Origin of the sequence: Erythrobacter litoralis, assembly GCF_001719165.1 — a bacterium.
Lineage (GTDB): Bacteria > Pseudomonadota > Alphaproteobacteria > Sphingomonadales > Sphingomonadaceae > Erythrobacter > Erythrobacter litoralis.
In genome coordinates this window covers 2,616,649-2,635,934 of the sequence record NZ_CP017057.1, presented here as the reverse complement: position 1 = coordinate 2,635,934, position 19,286 = coordinate 2,616,649, and the positions used below count along the sequence as shown (strand labels likewise).

The 19,286-nt window shown below is 63.8% G+C and carries 15 protein-coding genes and 1 tRNA gene; 11 read left to right on the top strand and 5 right to left on the bottom strand.

What is annotated here, in order from left to right; translation table 11 throughout:
- Positions 1-129: 129 nt before the first annotated feature.
- From Ga0102493_RS12600 to Ga0102493_RS12585, 4 genes are read left to right on the top strand one after another with little or no spacing between them, the layout of a single operon-like run.
- Positions 130-2,886, top strand: a complete 2,757-nt coding sequence (locus tag Ga0102493_RS12600) for a class I SAM-dependent DNA methyltransferase (RefSeq protein ID WP_034903232.1) — start codon at positions 130-132, stop codon at positions 2,884-2,886.
- A gap of 48 nt (positions 2,887-2,934) precedes the next feature.
- Positions 2,935-3,654 (top strand): hypothetical protein, encoded by a 720-nt coding sequence (locus Ga0102493_RS12595; RefSeq protein ID WP_150132470.1) that lies wholly within the window; start codon positions 2,935-2,937, stop codon positions 3,652-3,654.
- Positions 3,651-5,720: a DEAD/DEAH box helicase gene (locus tag Ga0102493_RS12590; RefSeq protein ID WP_034903234.1), complete on the top strand. Its 2,070-nt coding sequence runs from the start codon at positions 3,651-3,653 to the stop codon at positions 5,718-5,720. The genes Ga0102493_RS12595 and Ga0102493_RS12590 overlap by 4 nt, the downstream gene beginning before the upstream one ends.
- Positions 5,713-6,897 carry a GIY-YIG nuclease family protein gene (locus Ga0102493_RS12585; protein ID WP_034903236.1) on the top strand — a complete coding sequence of 395 codons (1,185 nt, stop codon included), beginning with the start codon at positions 5,713-5,715 and terminating at the stop codon, positions 6,895-6,897. The genes Ga0102493_RS12590 and Ga0102493_RS12585 overlap by 8 nt, the downstream gene beginning before the upstream one ends.
- Before the next feature lie 197 nt (positions 6,898-7,094).
- Here Ga0102493_RS12585 and Ga0102493_RS12580 read toward each other — a convergent pair.
- Both Ga0102493_RS12580 and sppA read right to left on the bottom strand, forming a co-directional pair.
- Positions 7,095-7,169: transfer RNA gene (locus Ga0102493_RS12580), tRNA-Val, on the bottom strand.
- Positions 7,170-7,244: 75 nt separating this feature from the next.
- The gene (gene sppA, locus Ga0102493_RS12575; protein ID WP_034903239.1) at positions 7,245-9,143 is read right to left on the bottom strand and encodes a signal peptide peptidase SppA; all 1,899 of its coding nucleotides are present in this window, start codon (positions 9,141-9,143) and stop codon (positions 7,245-7,247) included.
- Between the two features lie 192 nt (positions 9,144-9,335).
- On the opposite strand from sppA, the gene Ga0102493_RS12570 reads away from it, so the two are divergent.
- Positions 9,336-10,373 carry an aspartate carbamoyltransferase catalytic subunit gene (locus Ga0102493_RS12570; protein WP_034903241.1) on the top strand — a complete coding sequence of 346 codons (1,038 nt, stop codon included), beginning with the start codon at positions 9,336-9,338 and terminating at the stop codon, positions 10,371-10,373.
- On the top strand, positions 10,370-11,614 hold the full coding sequence (locus tag Ga0102493_RS12565; RefSeq protein WP_034903244.1) for a dihydroorotase: 1,245 nt from the start codon (positions 10,370-10,372) through the stop codon (positions 11,612-11,614). The genes Ga0102493_RS12570 and Ga0102493_RS12565 overlap by 4 nt, the downstream gene beginning before the upstream one ends.
- A 57-nt stretch (positions 11,615-11,671) precedes the next feature.
- Here Ga0102493_RS12565 and Ga0102493_RS12560 read toward each other — a convergent pair whose 3' ends face one another.
- From Ga0102493_RS12560 to Ga0102493_RS12550, 3 genes are read right to left on the bottom strand one after another with little or no spacing between them, the layout of a single operon-like run.
- Positions 11,672-13,300: a tetratricopeptide repeat protein gene (locus tag Ga0102493_RS12560; protein ID WP_051697894.1), complete on the bottom strand. Its 1,629-nt coding sequence runs from the start codon at positions 13,298-13,300 to the stop codon at positions 11,672-11,674.
- A gap of 56 nt (positions 13,301-13,356) precedes the next feature.
- On the bottom strand, positions 13,357-14,040 hold the full coding sequence (locus Ga0102493_RS12555; protein ID WP_051697897.1) for a type II toxin-antitoxin system HicB family antitoxin: 684 nt from the start codon (positions 14,038-14,040) through the stop codon (positions 13,357-13,359).
- Between the two features lie 16 nt (positions 14,041-14,056).
- Positions 14,057-14,776 carry a ParA family protein gene (locus Ga0102493_RS12550; RefSeq protein ID WP_034903246.1) on the bottom strand — a complete coding sequence of 240 codons (720 nt, stop codon included), beginning with the start codon at positions 14,774-14,776 and terminating at the stop codon, positions 14,057-14,059.
- A gap of 345 nt (positions 14,777-15,121) precedes the next feature.
- Here Ga0102493_RS12550 and Ga0102493_RS12545 point away from each other — a divergent pair, with 345 nt between their 5' ends.
- From Ga0102493_RS12545 to Ga0102493_RS12525, 5 genes are all read left to right on the top strand, one after another.
- Complete coding sequence (locus Ga0102493_RS12545; protein ID WP_081845620.1) at positions 15,122-16,201, top strand: SPOR domain-containing protein; 1,080 nt, start codon at positions 15,122-15,124, stop codon at positions 16,199-16,201.
- Positions 16,202-16,322: 121 nt separating this feature from the next.
- Positions 16,323-17,636, top strand: coding sequence for a DUF418 domain-containing protein (locus tag Ga0102493_RS12540; protein ID WP_236922224.1), 1,314 nt, complete (start codon positions 16,323-16,325; stop codon positions 17,634-17,636).
- A gap of 72 nt (positions 17,637-17,708) precedes the next feature.
- Positions 17,709-17,900 (top strand): (2Fe-2S)-binding protein, encoded by a 192-nt coding sequence (locus tag Ga0102493_RS12535; RefSeq protein WP_034903249.1) that lies wholly within the window; start codon positions 17,709-17,711, stop codon positions 17,898-17,900.
- 160 nt (positions 17,901-18,060) lie between these two features.
- Positions 18,061-18,561: a bacterioferritin gene (gene bfr, locus Ga0102493_RS12530; RefSeq protein WP_034903677.1), complete on the top strand. Its 501-nt coding sequence runs from the start codon at positions 18,061-18,063 to the stop codon at positions 18,559-18,561.
- Between the two features lie 248 nt (positions 18,562-18,809).
- Positions 18,810-19,274, top strand: a complete 465-nt coding sequence (locus Ga0102493_RS12525) for a hypothetical protein (protein WP_034903679.1) — start codon at positions 18,810-18,812, stop codon at positions 19,272-19,274.
- The last annotated feature ends 12 nt before the right edge of the window (positions 19,275-19,286 follow it).

Below are 19,286 nucleotides of genomic sequence, written 5' to 3'. Positions count from 1 at the left end.
TCGAACCATGTCGAACGGCATCGTATGCTTTGGAGGGCACGAAGGGAGCCTTGATCAATCACTTCGGCCGGCTGGCTCCTCCACCTAGAAAAGGTTGTTGCTTCAATCGCCTCGACGTAATCAGATGCCATGAACCCCGTTGAGATCGCCGACGCCGTAACCGAACTCGCCCAGCTGCCATTCGACGGTGCCGAGTTCCCGTTCCAGTTCCTCACCGCGTTTGGCAACAAGAAAACCACCATCGATCGTCTGCGGGCCGGCAACACCAATCAGTCCGACATCGCCGGCGGCGTGCTCCAGCGCAGCAATATCCACATCGCCACGGCGGCACCCGGCGCGGTGGCCGATATGCTGACGAAACTCCGCAACAGCCCCAAGACCTCCAGTCAGAAGGCACGCTTCATCCTCGCCACCGACGGTAATGAGCTTCAGGCCGAGGATCTTACGACAGGCGAGACGGTCGTCTGTCAATACGCCGATTTCGCCAACCACTTCGGCTTCCTCCTGCCCCTCGCCGGCATCACCACCGTCGCACAGATCCGGGAGAGCAGCTTCGACATCCGCGCCACCGGGCGCCTCAACAAGCTCTACGTCACCCTCCTCCAGGACAATCCCGAATGGGCCTCGGCCGATCGCCGCGCCGACATGAACCACTTCATGGCCCGGCTGATCTTCTGCTTCTTCGCCGAGGACACCGACATCTTCCACGCCGGCTATAAGTTCACCGAGACGGTCGAATGGATGAGCGGCGGCGGGGCGGACAACACGCACGAGGTCATCGCCGAACTCTTTCGCGCGATGAACACCCCGCTGAAAGATCGCGAGGCAGCGGGCACCAAGACCTGGGCGAACGGTTTTCCCTACGTCAACGGCCAGCTCTTCAGCGGCAGCATCGACGTGCCGCGCTTCAGCAAGATCGCCCGCTCCTACCTCATCCACATCGGCAACCTCGACTGGACTAAGATCAACCCCGACATTTTCGGCTCGATGATCCAGGCGGTCGCTGATGACGAGGAGCGCGGCGCGCTCGGCATGCATTACACCAGCGTGCCGAACATCCTGAAAGTGCTGAACCCGCTGTTCCTCGACGATCTGCGTGGCCGTCTGGATGAGGCGGGCGAGAACGCGCGCAAGCTGCTCAACCTACGCAATCGTATGGCCAAGATCCGCGTGTTCGATCCGGCCTGCGGCAGCGGCAACTTCCTCGTGATCGCCTACAAGCAGATGCGGGCGATCGAGGCCGAGATCAACAAGCGGCGCGGCGAGCCCGAACGCCGATCGGACATCCCGCTTACCAATTTCCGCGGCATCGAGTTGCGCGACTTCCCGGCCGAGATCGCGCGACTGGCGTTGATCATCGCCGAATACCAATGCGACGTGCTCTATCGCGGGCAAAAGGAGGCGCTGGCCGAGTTCCTGCCGCTCGATAGCCAGAACTGGATCACCTGCGGCAACGCCCTGCGGCTTAATTGGCTGAGTATCTGCCCACCGACCGGCACGGGGGTGAAGGTGCGCGGGGACGACCTGTTCCAGACGCCGCTTGATCAGTCGGAAATTGACTTCGAGAACGCGGGTGGCGAAACCTACATTTGCGGGAACCCGCCCTATCTCGGCAGCACTTGGCAAGATGCCGAGCAGAAGGCCGACTTACAGCGGCTATTCGGCCACCGGACGAAGAGCTGGAAATCCCTCGATTACGTCGCTGGCTGGTTCATCAAGGCGGCGGATTACGGGCTGCATACCCCCACCGTCTCAGCGTTCGTGTCCACCAATTCTATTTGCCAGGGGCAACAGGTTCCCATCCTCTGGCCGCTGATGTTCGCTACGGGACACGAGATCGTGTTCGCGCACACTAGCTTCAAATGGGCGAATCTGGCTGCTAAGAAGGCGGGTGTGACGGTCGCCATCATTGGCATCGCGCGTCCGACCTCTTCTCTGAAGAAGCTATACTCCCCGGGCCCAAACGATGGATCGATCCTCAAAGAGGTTGAGCACATCAACGCCTACTTGGTCCCAGCACCTGACGTCACCGTAAACAAGAGGTCGGCGCCCGCTGATGACCGTGCCCAAATGGATGCAGGGGGCAAGCCAGTTGATGGGGGGCATCTGTTCCTCACTCCAGATCAAAGGCGAGCATACCTTCGAGAATGGACCCAACGAACGAAGGTCGTTCTACGAGCCTTTGGAGCGAGCGAGTATATTCGGGGCGATGTCCGTCACTGTTTCTGGCTATCCGATGAGGACGTGGTCGGTCTTGACCCTCGCGACCAACTTTCGGAACGACTTGAAGCGGTGCGTTTAGCGCGCAGCAAAAGTCCCAAGCTGCCAACTAGGTCCGCTGCTGCATGGCCCCACCGTTTCGAGGAGGTAAAGCAGACTGGCCGTGAGGTCGTCACCATTGCGCCGAAGGTTTCATCGGAGAATAGGGACTATCTTCCTGCCGGCTTATTGCCTCCCGGTTCCATCCTCACGGATCTGGCGTTCGGCTTGTATGACGCTCCCCTTTGGAACCTAGGAGTCCTATGCTCCCGCCTGCACCTCGTCTGGATCGCCACAGTTTGCGGTAAGATGAAGACTGACTTCCGATACTCCAACACAATGGGCTGGAACACCTACCCGCTCCCCAAGCTGACCGAGCAGAACAAGGCTGACCTAACGCGTTGCGCCGAGAACATCCTGCTCGCGCGCGAGGCGCACTTCCCCGCCACCATCGCCGATCTCTACAATCCCGAAGCCATGCCCGAAAACCTCCGCCGCGCCCACGAGGAAAACGACGAAACCCTCGAACGCATCTACATCGGCCGCCGCTTCAAGAACGACACCGAACGGCTGGAAAAGCTGTTCGAGCTTTACACCAAGATGACGGGGAAGGGGAAAGCCGCATGACGAAACGCTATGAAGCCCCAAATTGGAGGGCCAACATGGAGAACGCCAGTGAATGAGATGATCGAGGCGACTGGCGGGCAATTAATGGTCACCTTCGATTGGTTGAACGGTAACGCATCGCTCGTATCGGCACTGGCAACCGTTGCGATCGCTTGGCTGACATTTCAGCTGGCTCGCGAAAATCGCAGGCTTCGCCAGTCTGGACAAGAACCACAGGTCGTCGCCTATTTGTTGCCGCATCCGGACGGGAATGGCGCAATCAACATCGTTTTCGCCAATGTTGGACTTGGCCTAGCCAAAGATGTGGTGTTCAGCATTGATTGTAATGATGCTGATTTCAAGGCGCACCGTGTGCTGATGAAAACGGTTAAAGCGCACGCGCCCATCAATGTTATTCCGTCAGGCGAAAAAATCGTTGCTCTATTTGGGTTGGGCGTCGATCTTTTTGGCAGCCGCGGCGAGAAGCCAATTGGCCCGTTAAAGCCTTTCAGCGTGAAGATAACATGCAAAGACGTGAACGGTCGTCAGCGCAACACGATTTCAAATATCGATGTCATGCAGTTCGCCGGACTCTCGGGCTTCATGGCAAAGCCTCCGCTTCGGTCTATCGAGGATACCTTGAAGAAAATGGATCGCCGTTTTGAGGTCTTGGCTAAAGCGTCAAAAAAGTTTGTGTCTTTCGTCGATACAACCTCCATGAAAGATGAAGTTCGTCAGTTCCAGAAGGTGGATGCGCCAGAGGAGAACGCGAGCGAGGCATCCAAATGACCACCAAGCCCATCCCCGCCGTATCGTTCCAGACCGCACGTAACGGTGCCTCGACCAAGTCGAACGAGATGGGTATGCGCCCGATGCAGGAGCGCGCCTACAACAAGCGCGGCGAGCAATACCTGCTGATCAAGTCGCCGCCGGCCTCGGGAAAGAGCCGCGCGCTGATGTTCATCGCGCTCGACAAGCTGCACAATCAGGGGCTGCGCCAGGTGATCATCGTGGTGCCCGAGAAGTCGATCGGCGGCAGCTTCGGGGACGAGCCGCTGTCGCGATACGGCTTCTGGGCGGACTGGGCGGTGAAGCCGAAGTGGAACCTGTGCAACACGCTGGGCGCGGATGACGAGAAGGCCGATCCGTCCAAGATCAAGGCGCTCGGCCAGTTCCTCGAAAGTGAGGGCCGGGTGCTGGTCTGCACCCACGCCACCTTCCGCTTCGCAGTCGAGAGGTTCGGCGTAGAGGCGTTCGACGATCGCCTGATCGCCGTGGACGAGTTCCACCACGTCTCTGCTGGCGAGGACAACCGGCTCGGCAATCAGCTCACGGAGTTCATCGCCCGCGACAAGGTGCATATCGTGGCGATGACCGGCAGCTATTTCCGCGGCGATGCCGTGCCGGTGCTGACCCCGGAGGACGAGGCGAAGTTCGAGCCGGTCACCTATACCTATTACGAGCAGCTCAACGGTTATCAGCACCTCAAGGCGCTCAATATCGGCTATTTCTTCTACACGGGCCGGTATCTGGAGGCGATCGAGCATTGCCTTGACCCGGCGCTGAAGACGATCGTGCACATCCCTTCGGTCAATGCGAGGGAGAGCACGAAGGACAAGGTGAGCGAGGTCAACGAGATCCTCCACTACCTCGGCAAGTGGACGGGCGCAGACCCCGTGACCGGCTTCGAGCTCGTCGCCATGCCGGATGGCCGCGTGCTGAGGATCGCCGATCTGGTGGATGACAGCGATCCGGCTCGACGCGCGAAGGTGCTGGCGGCGCTGAAGGACCCGGCACACAAGAACGATCGTGGCCACGTCGACATCATCATCGCGTTGGGGATGGCAAAGGAAGGCTTCGACTGGATCTGGTGCGAACACGCGCTGACGGTGGGCTACCGCTCAAGCCTCACCGAGATCATCCAGATCATCGGCCGCGCGACTCGCGATGCACCAGGCAAGGCGACGGCGACCTTCACGAACCTCATCGCCGAACCCGATGCGTCCGAAGCGGCCGTGGCCGATGCGATCAACGACACCCTTAAAGCTATCGCGGCCAGCCTTTTGATGGAGCAGGTGCTTGCCCCGCGGTTCACCTTCAGCCCTAAGAACGCCGGACCACTGCCTGATTTCGATTACGGGCCTGAGGGCTACCAGGAGGGCAAGGCGAACGTCGGCGTTAACGAGGAACGTGGACAGTATCACTTCGAGATCGCCGGACTCGTCACGCCCAAATCGCCTGAAGCCGCGCGTATCTGCGATGAGGACCTGAACGAGGTCATCGCGGCCTTTGTGCAAAAGAAGTCCGTGGCCGAGCGCGGGATGTTCGATGAAGAGACCCCGCCGCAAGAACTAACCCAGGTCGCGATGAGCGCTATCGTTCGCGATCGTTACCCGGACCTGAGCGCCGAGGATCAAGAAGCCGTGCGCCAGCACGCGATAGCTGCGCTCAACCTGACCCAGAAGGCGAAATCGTTGGCGATGGACGCCGTCGATCCCGCTGATGGCGAGCAGCGGGCAAACACCGCGTTGCTCGAGGGCGTGCGGCAATACGCGATGGACGTCCGGGAACTCGACGTTGACCTCATCGACAGCATCAACCCGTGGCAGGCCGCCTACGCCGTCCTCGCAAAGTCGATGAGCGAAAGCACGCTCAAGCAGGTGCAGGCTGCGATCGCTGCGAAGCGCACGAAGATCAGCCCCGAGGAGGCGAAGGACCTCGCCGCTGCGGCGGTGAAGTTCAAGAAGGAGCGCGGGCGCCTGCCTGCGGTCACTTCGCCCGATGCATGGGAGCAGCGCCTTGCGGAAGGTGCTGCAGCCTTTATGCGCTTCCGCGAAGAGGGGCGCTATGAGTGAGCTAGACCTAGAAGGCCTTGCCGGCGAACTGGCCGATTTCGCTCCGGCAAAGAAGAAGCAAGCCGCTTACACGGCTCGCGAAGAGCGGATCATCGCGGGGTTTGAGGACATCGTCCGCTTTTTCGAAGAACAGAGCCGCACCCCTCAGCATGGCAAGGACCGGGACATATTCGAGCGGCTTTACGCTGTCCGTCTCGACCGCCTGCGCGCACAGGAGGACTGCCGTGCGTTGCTGGCGGAGCTTGATGAACACGGTTTACTTGAGCAGCCTTCCATCGGAACTGAGGGGAAGGCCGAGTTCGATGTCGACGCGCTGGCTTCCGAGCTGTCCGCAGTTGAAAGCGAAGAGGACATTACGCAGCTTCGCCACGTTCGCTCCGCCGAAGAAAAGCGAGCCGCCGAGGAGATAGCGCGCCGGGATAAGTGTCACGACTTCGAGAAGTTCAAGCCACTGTTTGAGCAGGTAAAGCAAGAGCTGGCTTCGGGCGCGCGGGTGACGCGGCCCTTCGAGTTGAAAGCCGAAATTCGGCCGGGCGCTTTCTTCATCGTCGGCGGGCTCATCACTTACGTCGCCGAGATGGAAGACATTTTCACCAACGCCCAAGGGCGCACTGATGCTCGGCTGCGCGTGATCTTTGACAACGGCACCGAAAGCGGGATGCTGATGCGGTCGCTCCAGCGCCAGCTTCATGACGACGATGCAGGGCGCAGGATTACCGATCCGGCACCAGGGCCTCTGTTTGCGGACACGCCGGAAGACGGCGAAGCGGAAGCGGGCACGATCTATGTGCTTAGAAGCAAGTCCGACCACCCTTTCGTAGCGGAGCACCGCGACGTCGTTCACAAGATCGGAGTGACTAGCGGCTCGGTCGATGCAAGAATATCCGGAGCCGAAAAAAGCTCGACCTATCTCTTGGCTGGTGTCGAGGTGGTCGCGACATACAAGGTTTATGGCGTGAACTGCCAGAAGCTTGAAAGCCTTCTGCACAAGGTGTTCGCCGAGGCTCAGCTTGATCTTTCGATACCCGATCGGTTCGGCCACATGGTGAAGCCGCGCGAATGGTTCGCTATTCCGCTGCAGGTCATCAATGAAGCTGTCGACCGTATTCGAGATCGATCGATCATATCGTATCGATACTCGCCTAGCGATGGGCGCTTGGAGCGGATCATCGACTGAGGCGCACGCGGCAGCTCGATTGAAGGTTCACAACGGAAACGGGCGCTGCATGATTGGCGGGCAAAGCCTACACCGCCAGTCCGCAGATGGCGCCAGAACGCAGCCGGCACTCTTATGGAGCAAGGCGCACTCTACAGCGTCTTTTCCATAATTTTTTCATAAAAATGCGGACCATCTCTTCTAAGTCATTGAAAAGATGGTGGGCGCGGCAAGGATTGAACTTGCGACCCCACCCGTGTGAAGGGTGTGCTCTACCACTGAGCTACGCGCCCGTCCGGTGCGTCGGACAGGGGCGCGCGTTTACTTTGTGCTCGCCCGCTTGGCAAGCACCCCCTTTGGCTGCGCGGCTACTTTGCGAAAAGCAGCATGAGGACCTCGACCCAGCCCTTTGCCGTGCGCGAAGCTGCGCCTGGCGTGTCGCCCGGGCAGGCGAGGCAATAGGCCTGCACGCCGCGTGTACCTGACAGGCGTTCCGCATCGGCGGCGATACGGGTAATCAGGCTTTCGCGCTGGCGGGCCGCCTGCGCGAAGAGATCGCCTCCGCCTGCGCCTCGGCCGGCGTTCGCCGCGGGCGCTGAGGCACCGGTCACGATCTGGCGGATGAGCGAATCATAGCGCGGCGCGGTCTCGCCGAGAAACCGCGGGTGCCAGTCGCCTTCCTCGAGCTCGGCCTGCGCGGCGACCCATGCGAGCGCGTCGTCAAGCCCGCCGAATTGATCGACGAGCCCGATCTGGCGCGCCGTGCCGCCGTCCCAGACGCGGCCCTGCGCGATGGCATCGACCCTTTCGACCGAAAGACCCCGCGATCTCGATACGAGCGCGATGAAGTCACGGTAGCTGTCACCGACCGTGGCCTGCAGGATAGTGTCGACCTCGGGCGTCAGTCCGGCGATGACATCGGGCTGGCCGGAAAGCGGCGTGGTGCGAAAACCGTCGGCAGTGACCCCGATCCGCTTTGCCGCCTGTTCGAAAGTGGGCAGCACCGCGAACACCCCGATCGAGCCGGTGATCGTCTCGGGCTGGGCGAAGATCCTGTCGCCGGCGGTCGCGACCCAATAGCCGCCGCTCGCGGCGATATTGCCGAAAGAGACCGCCACCGGCACCCCCTTGTCGCGGTATCGCTGGACCGCCGAGCGGATCCGGTCGGAGGCGAGGGCCGAGCCACCCGGCGAATTCACCCGGACGACGAGGCCGGCAAGATCATCGTCAAGCGCGTCGTCGAGCAGGCCGGCGATGCGCGTGCCGCCCGCCGTGCCCGGCCCCGCATCGCCATCGACGATATTGCCCGCGACCGTCACGACGCCGATTGCCTTGCCCGGCTGGTCGGGCGCGATGTCGGCGAGATAGGGCGCGTAATCGCTCTTGGCGAAGGCGCCGGGCCGCTTGTTCCAGCGATCCGCGCCCGCGATTTCGGCCACGCGCTCGCCGAATTCGGCGCGGCTTCCGAGCCGGTCGACCAGCTTCGCATCGAGCGCGGCGTCGGCCAGATCGCCGGCCGATGCCTCGATCCAGCCGACCGGATCGCTTGTCACGCGGTCGATCTGGGCGGCTGGCCGTGCCGTCTTCACATTGGCCTGCCACTCCTCCCACAGCGCGCCGTAAAGCGCCTCGAGATTTTCGCGCGCCTCGGCTGACATCGAATTGCGTTCATAGGGCTCGACCGCCGACTTGAACTCGCCGACGCGGTAGATCCGCGCATTGATGCTCAGCCGGTCGAGCAGGTCGGCGTAATACAGGTTGGATCCGCCCGGTCCGCTAACGAGCGCGCCGCCCATCGGGTCGACCCAGATTTCGCTCGCATGCGAGGCGAGGTGGAGGTGATCGTCGCCATAGGCAAGCGCATAGGTGAGAACCGGCTTGTCCGCCTTCTTCACCCGCTCGATAGCCTCGCCGATTTCCTGCAGGTGGACCTGCCCGCCGCCGGCGAACATGGTGAGGTCGAACACGACCGCCTTGACCCGGTCATCGCCTGCCGCCGCATCGAGCGCGCGCACCAGGTCGCGGGCCTGGAATTCCCGCACCGGTGCCTCGCCGGTAAGGATCGCGGTGAAGGGATCGGTCGGCGAGCGTTCCTCGACCACGAAGCCGGCAAGATCGATATAGAGCGCGCCTTCACGCACCTGCCCGGGATTCGGGCTTGCGGAAAGAATGCCGAACAGGGCGACGAAGAAGAGCAGCATGAAGACGAGCACGAGCCCGTCTTTGATCCCGACCAGGACCTTCCAGATCTTGCCCACGAAACTCATATGCGGCCCTTTGCTGCGTCAGCTTTCTTGTCGGCGCGTATGGTCCCTGCCGTAGGCGGAGGGACGGGACGGGCCGGTTCCTTCGGATGATGCTTTACCGGGAGGTAGTGCGCCGATGCGCCTCTTTCCATGAGAAAGCGCGAGGCGAATGGGTTGAGCGGCGCATGGCGCTCGACTAAAGGCGTTGCCTTGATGACCACGTCGCCGTCTTCACCGCAGCAACCGCCGTCGCGGGGCCGCTTTCCGGCGGGGCGGGCGGCGTTTCCGCACCGGGACCTCAACGGCATCGGCCAGCTTGAGCGGCACGAGATTCTCTACGTGCTCGATCAGGCCGAACAGTGGGTCGAACTGAACCGTCAGCGTTCGAAGCACGTCGATCTGCTGTCAGGGCTCACCATCATTAACGCCTTCTTCGAGAATTCGACCCGCACGCTTTTGTCATTCGAGATCGCGGGCAAGCGGCTGGGTGCGGACGTCGTCAACATGCAGGCCTCGACCTCGAGCCTGAAGAAGGGCGAGACGCTGATCGACACCGCGATCACGCTCAACGCGATGCGCGCAGACGCGATCGTGATCCGGCATGGGTCATCGGGGGCGACTCAGCTGATCGCGGACAAGGTCGATTGCCCGGTCCTGAATGCGGGCGACGGCAGCCATGAACACCCCACGCAGGCCCTGCTCGATGCGCTCGCACTGCGCTATGCGCTGGCCGAGCGCGGCGAGGCCGGGGAGGACTTCACCGGGCGCACGATCACGATCTGCGGCGACATCCTCCACAGCCGCGTCGCGCGCTCTTCGCTGCTGTGCCTGCAGGCGCTGGGGGCCACCGTGCGCCTGTGCGCGCCGCCCTCGCTGATGCCCGCGGGGATCGAGGCGATGGGGGCGGAGCGCTTCCACGATTTCGACGCCGCGATCGAGGGGAGCGACGTGGTCATGATGCTGCGCCTCCAGTCGGAGCGGATGGCCGGGCAGTTCATCCCCTCGGCGCGGGAATATCGCCATCTCTACGGGCTCACCGCGCGGCGGCTTGAGCGCGCCTCCCCGGACCTGCTGGTAATGCATCCGGGTCCGATGAACCGCGGGGTTGAGATCGACAGCGAGGTCGCCGACCTTGTGGGCCGCTCGCTGATAACCCGGCAGGTCGAAATGGGCGTTGCGGTCCGCATGGCGTGCCTCGACATCCTGACCCGGACGGCGCGCGAGGTCGATGGATGGGATGCGACCGAATGAAGCAGGTGCGGCCCATCACGATCATCGGCGGCAGGATGGTCACGCCGGAGGGCGTTGCCGAGGGCTCGCTGCGGCTAGTCGACGGGCTGATCGAGGCGCTCGGTCCCGAGGTGAGAGCGAAGGAGGGCGATGAGATCATCGAGGCGCGCGGACGCCTCGTCGTGCCGGGCCTGGTCGATTTCGGCGTGTTCGCGGTCGACAAGCCGGCATTCCATTTCGGCGGCATCACAAGGGCCGCTTTGATGCCCGACCAGTCGCCGCCGCTCGATTACCCGAGCCGGGTCGGCCACATCGCCAAGAGCGGCAAGCCCGACCTGTGGGTTCACCCGCTCGCCGCAGCGACGCGCTCGCTGGAGGGGCGCGAACTGGCCGAGATCGCGTTGATGAAGGAAGCCGGCGCGCGCGGCGTCGCGACCGGGAGGCGCTGGATCGGCGACAGCGGCGTCATGCTACGGCTGCTGCAATATGCCGCGATGCTCGACCTCGTCGTGGTGAGCCATGCCGAGGATGCAGGCCTTGCAGGCGAAGCCGCCGCGACCGCGGGCGAGATAGCGACCCGGCTCGGCCTGCCCGCCGCGCTCGCCGAGGCAGAGGCGCTCGCCATCGCACGCGACGTTGCGCTCGCCGAAATGGCCGGGGCGCGGCTCCATGTCAGGCAGGTGACGACCGCGCGCGGCCTTGACCTCGTGCGTGAAGCGAAGCGGCGCGGTGTTGCCGTGACCTGCGGGATCAGCCCGGCGCATTTCATGCTTTCCGACCTCGCCACCGCCGATTTCCGCACTTTCACCCGCCTTTCGCCTCCCCTGCGCAGCGAAGCCGATCGCCAAGCCGCGCGCGTTGCTATCGGCGAGGGCGTTGTCGATGTCATCACCAGCAGCCACGATCCGTGCGGGCCGGAGGACAAGCGCCTGCCTTTCGCCGATGCGGCGCCGGGCATGGCGGGGGCGGAAACGCTGCTCGCCATGACGCTCAATCTCGTGCGCGACGGCGTGATCGACACCGCCCGCGCTTTCGAGCTGCTCGCGGCCAATCCGGCGCGCCTGCTGGGCGTACCTGCGGGTAGGCTCGAGCCGAGTCTGGAGGCTGACATCGCGCTTGTCGATCCCGATGCGCCCTGGGTCATCGACCGGCGCAGGATGGAGGCGACCGCAGACAATACGCCTTTCGACCGCCAGGGCGCCGAGGGCCGGGTGAGGATGCTGCTGAAGGGCGGTGTGCGCGTGGGCGGCGACACCCAGTAAAAAATGCCCCCGGAGCGTTGTGCTCCGGGGGCAGGCTCGCTGAATTGTGAAGCGCGCCTACTTCGTGCGCGCTGCGATCCGCACGCCGCGATCGACCGCGCCCGCAGGCGGGTTGGTCTTGGCATAGGCAAAGCAGCCTCTTCCGCCGGACTTGACCGTGCGGCACATGCTCCGCGCGTCCGACAGGCCGAAGCCAGCCGCAGCGACGCGGAAATAGGTTTTCCCGTTCACGAGGGCCTCGGTGATGACGACGTCGTGGTCCGTGAGCTGCGGGAACTTGCGCTTGAGCTTTTCCCAGCCATCCTTGGCAAGTTCATGGCTGTCCCAGCTGCCGAGCTGGACGAGATGGGTGTCCGCGCCCGACGGTTTTGCCGAAGCGGGCTCGCTCGCCGCTTCGGTCGCGGCCATGCGGCGCTGCGAAGCGCTTGCCGCGATGCGGGTGGGGGCGGATTTCGCCGCGGGCTTCGCCTGCGGATTGGCGGCGGGAACGGTCTGCACGACGGGATTGGAGACGAAACGCGGACCGCTCGCAGCGGCGACGCGCGCCGCAGGCTTGGCAGCCGGCTTTGCTTCGGGCTTGGCGCCTTCGGCTTCGTCCTTCGCTGAGGTCTTGGCCATCGCCGCAGTATCGAGCGCAGCAGCCGGAACCGTGTCCGAAACACGCGGGGCGGGCTTGGCAGCCGGCTTCGCCTCGGGCTTGGCGGCCTTGCGCGGCTCGGCCGCTGCGAAGCGCACCGGGGTCGGGTCGATCGTTTCGACCTTTTCGGCCGGCTTGACCTGCTCAACCTGCGCCACCTTTGCGACCTTTTCAGCCTTCGCGGCCTTTTCCCCGGCATCATCGGTGCGGGCGAAGACCAGCTTCTCCGTCTCGCTCGCCTCGGCGAGCTTTTCCGGGGCCGGGATCGTTGCGGCGGCCTCGGCTACCCTCTGTTCCTGGCTCGGGAAGTTTGAAAGGGCGAGCATCGCGGGCAGGCCGCTATCGGCCACGGGCGTCACGCGCAGAAGGCCGGCGACACGGGCGCGGTAGTCTTCGGGCGCCGAATTCGCGGCCCATTCGGACAGGCGCGCATCGAGCTTGTCGGCGGGCACGTCCTCTGCCGCCATGACGCGCGCCGCACGCCAGTTGCCGGCCAGGGCATAGGTGTAGGCGAGGTTCTGCCGCGCCTTGGGCGTCGCAAGGCCGGCGCGCACCGCATTGGTGAGCACGTGGATGCCGCGCTCGGGCTGTCCGGCGAGCGCATAGGCAAGGCCCAGATCGTCGCCCGGAATGGCGTTTTCCCATTCGCGCAGCGTGGCGACTGCCGTCTTCGAATCGCCCGTCGCGATGCTGGCGAGTGCGAAGCTCAGCACAGTGCGCGGGTCTTCATGACCGAGCGCGAGCGCGTCGCCGAAGCTCGTCGCGGCGCTTTCGAACCGGCCGTTCTCGAGATAGGCCGCACCCAGCATCGCCCGGAAGGCGGGATTGCGCGGCTCGGCGAGGACGGCGGCCTCGGCATGGGAGATCGCCTTGACCGAATCGCCCTTGGCAAGCGCGCTCTGCGCCTTGGTGAAGGAGGTCTCGGCGGGCGGCGCACCGGTCGAGGTGCAACCGGCCAGAGCCGCGCTGGCGAGCGCAGTGGTGACGACAAGACCGAGCTTGGGTCCGATCCCCGGACCTTTGGTGCGGTTGATGGCAGTGCGATCCATGATGTTTCCCCTGTAGGTCCTGTGATTCGGTTCGCGTTTTCGGTCGTTCGTTCGGTTCAGGTTCGATCGCGCCGCATGCGAGCGGCGAGCGCGTCCAGTTCCTCGAATTCGGCGAGCATGGCATCGAGCGCCTCGGTCACGAGTGCCTGCGCGCTCACTCCCTGCATCGTCGCGGCCAGGCGCAGCTTGAGGTGGCGTTCGGTGTCGAGGCGCAGCGTGAATGCGGCGCGCTTGCCGGCCGCGCGAGCGGCGACCTTTTGCAGCTTCCTGCGCTGCCGCGGGCCGCTGACCTGCTCCTCGGCACCGGCATCTTCGGTGTCCCCGGCGTCTTCGGCTTCCTCGAAATAGCGCGCGGAAAGGTCTTCCTCTTCCTCGCCCAGTTCGCCATCGGACCCGTCCATCGCGGCATCGGCGAGCACGCGGTCAAGCAATTGCTTCTGCTGGCGCCGCACGACCGGGCTTCGGGTGACGACCGGATTCTCGTCCGCCTGCGCGTGGCTATCCGAGAGAGTGGGAAGGATCGGCACGATGTCCGCGCCGCCATAATGATCGCTCGATTCCCCGCCTGCATCCTCGCCCATGTCGTTCCAGCCGAGATCCTCGAGCTGTTCGTCGGCGAGCGCGGCCATTTCCTCCGGGCTCTGGGCGAGCGGAGTCAGCTGCGGACGCATGGCGGGCTTGGCTCCGCCCTTGCGCGCAAGCAGGGTCGGACCGAGTGAGGCGAAACCGGCTTCGGACATGGCCTCTTGCCGTCCCTTACTGCGCAACCCGGCGGCCGAAACCGCCGGCCGGGCGATGGACTCCGTTCGCCGGAACCTGCCCGTTCGGGGCGGCGGCGAAGACGGTACGACGGAAATTCTTTTCCAGCCGATCGTTGATGTACTTCCACAGCGCCGTGATCTCGGCGGCACTGCGGCTTTCGGGATCGACTTCCATCACCGTGCGGCCGTCGATCATCGAGGCGGCAAAGTCGGTGCGATGGTGGAGCGTTATCGGCGCGACCGTTCCATGCTGCGAAAGCGCAACGGCGGCCTCGGAGGTGATCTTTGCCTTGGGAGTGGCGGCGTTGACCACGAACACCAGCGGCTTGCCCGCGCGTTCGCACAGATCGACCGTGGCGCCGACGGCGCGCAGGTCGTGCGGGCTCGGCCGGGTCGGGACCACGATAAGCTCGGCTACGCCGATGACCGACTGGATGGCCATGGTGATTGCCGGCGGCGTGTCGATCACGGCCAGCTTGAATCCCTGTTGACGAAGCACCGCGAGATCGTTCGCGAGGCGCGAGACGGTGGTCTGGGCGAAGGCCGGATATTCAGCCTCGCGCTCGTTCCACCAATCGGCCAGCGAACCCTGCGGGTCGATGTCGATCAATACGACCGGGCCGGCGCCTGCGCGCTGGGCCTGGACGGCAAGGTGTCCGGACAGGGTGGTTTTCCCCGATCCGCCTTTCTGCGATGCCAAAGCGAGTACACGCAACGCCTCAGTCCCCCTGGATTCAACCGTGTGATGCCGCTTGTCTGCGACGGGATGAGACGAGGCTTCGCAGGATACCCCTAATTTTGGGTTAACGCAGCAGTCTTCCGAAGGATGCGGCGCCGCGCATTATCTGCCGATCGTCGAGCCGTTCATCGCGCGGCATCGGGGAGATTGCTGGCAACGCTTCGTGACAAGAGATGTGGCAACGAATTCCTAACGCTTCGTTCACTATGGTTCCTTTCCGGATGGACGTACGCCCGGCACCGCGCGAATCTCCCCTTGGCGAGGGCGGGATGCGCCCGGGCCCAATCTGCCGAGCAATGTCAGAGGTTCGAGGATCAGAAAATGCACCTGAACAAACGCCTGCTCGCCCGTTCGCCCGTCGCCGTGCTCACTGCTGCGATGGCGCTCGCCTCCGCGCCCGGGCTCGCCAGCGTCAAGGAGGGCGTTGATGCATGGAGCGCGGGCGATTACGCCCGCGCCGTCGCCGAATGGCGCGGGCCTGCCGCGAATGGCGATGCGGATGCGCTGTTCAATCTCGCGCAGGCCTACAGGCTCGGCCGAGGGGTCGAAGCCGACATCGCCCGGGCGCGCGAACTCTATGCCGAGGCGGCGCGCCAGGGCCATGTGAAGGCAGCCGACAATTACGGCCTTTTGCTGTTCCAGCAGGGGGAGCAGGAAGACGCGATGCCGCTGATCCGCAATGCTGCCGATCGCGGCGATCCGCGCGCCCAGTATGTGCTGGGGCTGGCCCATTTCAACGCAGACTACGCGGACAAGGACTGGGTGCGGGCCTATGCGCTGCTTACGCTTGCCCGCTCGCAGGGCCTGCCGCAGGCGACGGAAGCGCTGGCGCAGATGGATCGCTACGTTCCCGAGATGCAGAGACAGGAGGCACAGGCGCTCGCCCGGAGGCTGGAGATGGAATCGATCCGCCGCCGCGCGGCCGAACTGGCCGCTGCCGATCTTGGCGGTACCGATCCCGGCGCCCGGCCGGTCCTGATGGCACAGAGCTCTGCCGCCCTTCCTGCTCCTTCCTCCGCTTCGCCGGACTTCGGGCCCGCTTCCGGCGATGCGATGCGGCCCATTGCGACAAGCGAGCGCGCGCCAGCTGCGCAGCAGGCGGCTGTGCGCGTTGCCGCGCCGCCGGAGAAATTGCCCGAGCGGATGGCAGCTTCCGCCAACCCGCGCGGTGAATGGCGCGTGCAGCTCGGCGCGTTCGGCGTGCACGGCAATGCCGAACGGCTATGGTCGAAGATCTCCGACAATCCGGCCCTCGCGGGAACGGACCGGGCGCTCGTCCCGGCGGGTCGGCTAATGCAACTGCAGGCGGTCGGCTTCGGCAGCCGCTCCGATGCCCGGGCCGCGTGCCTTGCGCTCAGGCGCGAAGGTCAGGCCTGCATCGTCGCCGCGCCGCCTTCCTGAACCAAGCGTCGCAAGCAGTGGCCGATGCGGAAGTGGTCGCTTCGCGACGTAAGGCTTCCCCTCAGCCCCCTTGCTGCTAATATCTCGTCCTTGGCGACAACGGCGCGAGGGGGATCGGTCTGTGAGCAGCATTGCGGGTACGGGATCCACGCCCGATACACCGGGGAATGCGGCGGGCTTTTCCGCCGGTGAGACGAGCCTCGCGCCGATCGCGGCATCCGAGCGCATCGATAGCCTCGATTTCATCCGCGGCATAGCGGTCATGGGCATCCTCGCCGCCAATATCGTCGCGTTCGGCCAGCCCTTCGCCGCCTACATGTATCCCTCCGCCTTCCTGACCGATCACGGCGCGACCTCCGAATGGATGTGGATCGCGCAGTTCGTCCTCGTCGACGGCAAGATGCGCGGACTGTTCACCCTGCTTTTCGGGGCTGGGCTCTATCTCTTCATGGAGCGTGTGTGGGAACGCGGCGGGACGCGCTGGCGGCAGATGTGGCGATTGTTCGTCCTGATGGTCTTTGGCCTCGTCCATTTCATCCTGATCTGGGCGGGAGACATCCTGTTCTATTACGCCGTCTTTGGCTTTCTCGTCGTGCCCTGTCTCAGATGGAGCGCCAGGGTCCAGCTTTGGGTCGGGCTGGTCGGCTTCGTCCTGGGGGCCGCTTTCTACGCGCTCAACATGACCTTCCTCTACGCCGTGGCGGACACCCCGATGGGCGAACAGGGCGATCTGGTCGAGGTGCGCGCGGGGCTTTTGGAGGGCAAGGCCGAAGTGCTCGCCGACGATGCGATCGTGACGGGGCTCAAGCAGGAGGGCGATTATGCGGGGCTCGTCGCTTATCGCGCGGCCGAACACTGGATGGACCCGCTCGTCAATCTCACATTGTTCGCGCTGGAGACGATCCCGCTGATGCTGATCGGCGTGGCGCTTTATCGCTTCGGATTCTTCTCGGGCGCGTTCGATCCGCGGCGAATGCGGTTCTGGGGTTGGACGGGCGTGATCTTCGGTGCCGCCCTGCATCTCGCCATCGCCTTGTTCGTGCGCGAAGGCGGTTTCACCTATTACATGACGCTTGCGGCTTTCGTCGGCTGGAGCCCGCTGCCGAAGCTCATGATGGTGCTCGGTCTTGCCGCGCTGATGGTCGAATATTCGCCGCGCTGGACGGGCGCGCTGGCCGAGCGCGTGCGTGCGGCGGGGAGGGCGGCGTTCACCAATTACCTCGGCACCTCGATCCTGATGCTGTTCGTGTTTCACGGCTGGGCGCTGGGGCTGTTCGGACAGCTGACGCGGCCGCAGCTCTACATCGTCGTCGTGCTGACCTGGGCCTTCATGCTGCTGTGGTCGAAGCCCTGGCTCGAGCGCTTTCGCTACGGGCCGCTCGAATGGCTTTGGCGCTGCCTGACCTATGGCCAAATTTTTGCGCTGAAGCGGTGACGTTTTTCCTTGCTATTGAGAATGGGTCTCATATCTTGGTTCTGCAAACGACTCGCAGGAGAGATTCTTCGCATGTATATCTGCATCTGCAACGCGATCCGCGAAGACGACCTGCGCCGCGCCGCGCTGGGCTGTGCGGGCGATGCCGAGGCCACTTATGCGGCGCTTGGCAAGCGTCCCAATTGCGGCCAGTGCCTTGGCGAAGCTGGGAAAATCATCGAGCAGGAACGCGCGCTTTCGGCTTGCGAGAAAGTCGCAATCTGAACAGGCGCGCCGCTATTGCGAGTGGCTTGCAAAACCCTGATTTGCAACGGAAAATCTGACGTGGGCGGCTTGTAAACCCCCGTTTTCCGCCCCATATTGCATCGCGACATGAACAGGGGCCGTGCATCTCGCTCGGCGCATGCAAAGGGGAATGAGCGCCATGAAGGGCGATCCGAAAGTCGTGGAGTTCCTGAACAAGGCGCTCACCAATGAACTCACCGCCATCAACCAGTACTGGCTGCATTACCGCGTCCTGGCCGATTGGGGCCTGACCAAGCTTGCCGATTACGAGCGCCACGAATCGATCGAGGAAATGCAGCACGCCGATCGGCTGGCAGAGCGCATCCTGTTCCTCAACGCGCTCCCCAACTTCCAGGCGATTCACAAGCTTAAGGTCGGTGAGACGGTCGAGGAGATCCTCAAGGCCGATCTCGCGCTGGAACACGAGGCAATCCCGCTCCTGCGTGAAGCGGCGGCCTATTGCCAGGAGGTCAAGGACTTCACCTCGGGCCAGATCTTCGAGGACATTCTCGCCAACGAGGAAGAGCATGTCGATTTCCTCGAAACTCAGTTCGACATGATCGAGCGCATGGGGCTCGAAAATTACTGCCAGCTGCAGAGCGTCCCCGCAGGCGAGGGCGAAACCGGCGCGGGCAAGTAGTCGGCTAAGCCCGGGCGTTTGGCGCCACCCTGCAAAGGCCCGCGCCGCCCTCCGGCAGCGGGCCTTTTCGCGCCTGCAATTGACACGCCCGCGCGAAGCGGGCAGGCATTCGGTCGGGAGCAAAAGGCGCGTGGAGACTTTGACTGGGGTCGCGCCTATCCGACAGATCTTCTGCTTCCATTGCTCGGGTCGCCCGAAAGGCCGTGCGCATGCCGCGCCCGGCCGAGGACCGAACGATGGAGATGCACATGAACAAGCTTAGCACCATGATTGCCGCCGGACTTGCCGCCGCAAGTTTCGCCGCCGCCGCCCCGGCCGCGGCGCAATTGCAGCTCTGGGAGGACTACGAGCCGTCCGAGGAAGTGATCGAAATGACCCTGGTCAAGGTCGAGGAAGGCCAGCTCGACACCTATCTCGAGGGGCTCAAGCAAACCTGGGTCAAGGCCAACGAGGTCCAGAAGGAGATGGGCTATATCAAGGGCTACGGCATCTATGGCGTGCCCTACGGCGAAGGCGAGTTCAACCTGGTGCTCACCATCCGCTTCGCCAATGACGAGGCGCTGACCCCGAACAAGGAGCGCTACATGGAATTCATGGAGGCGTGGGGCAAGGCGAACATGGACGCCTCGCAGGAGACGGTGCGCGAGCTCTATAACGAGATCCGCGAGATCCAGGGCACCTACATGCTGCGCGAGCTCAAGATGAAGATGTGACCTGCATGCCCT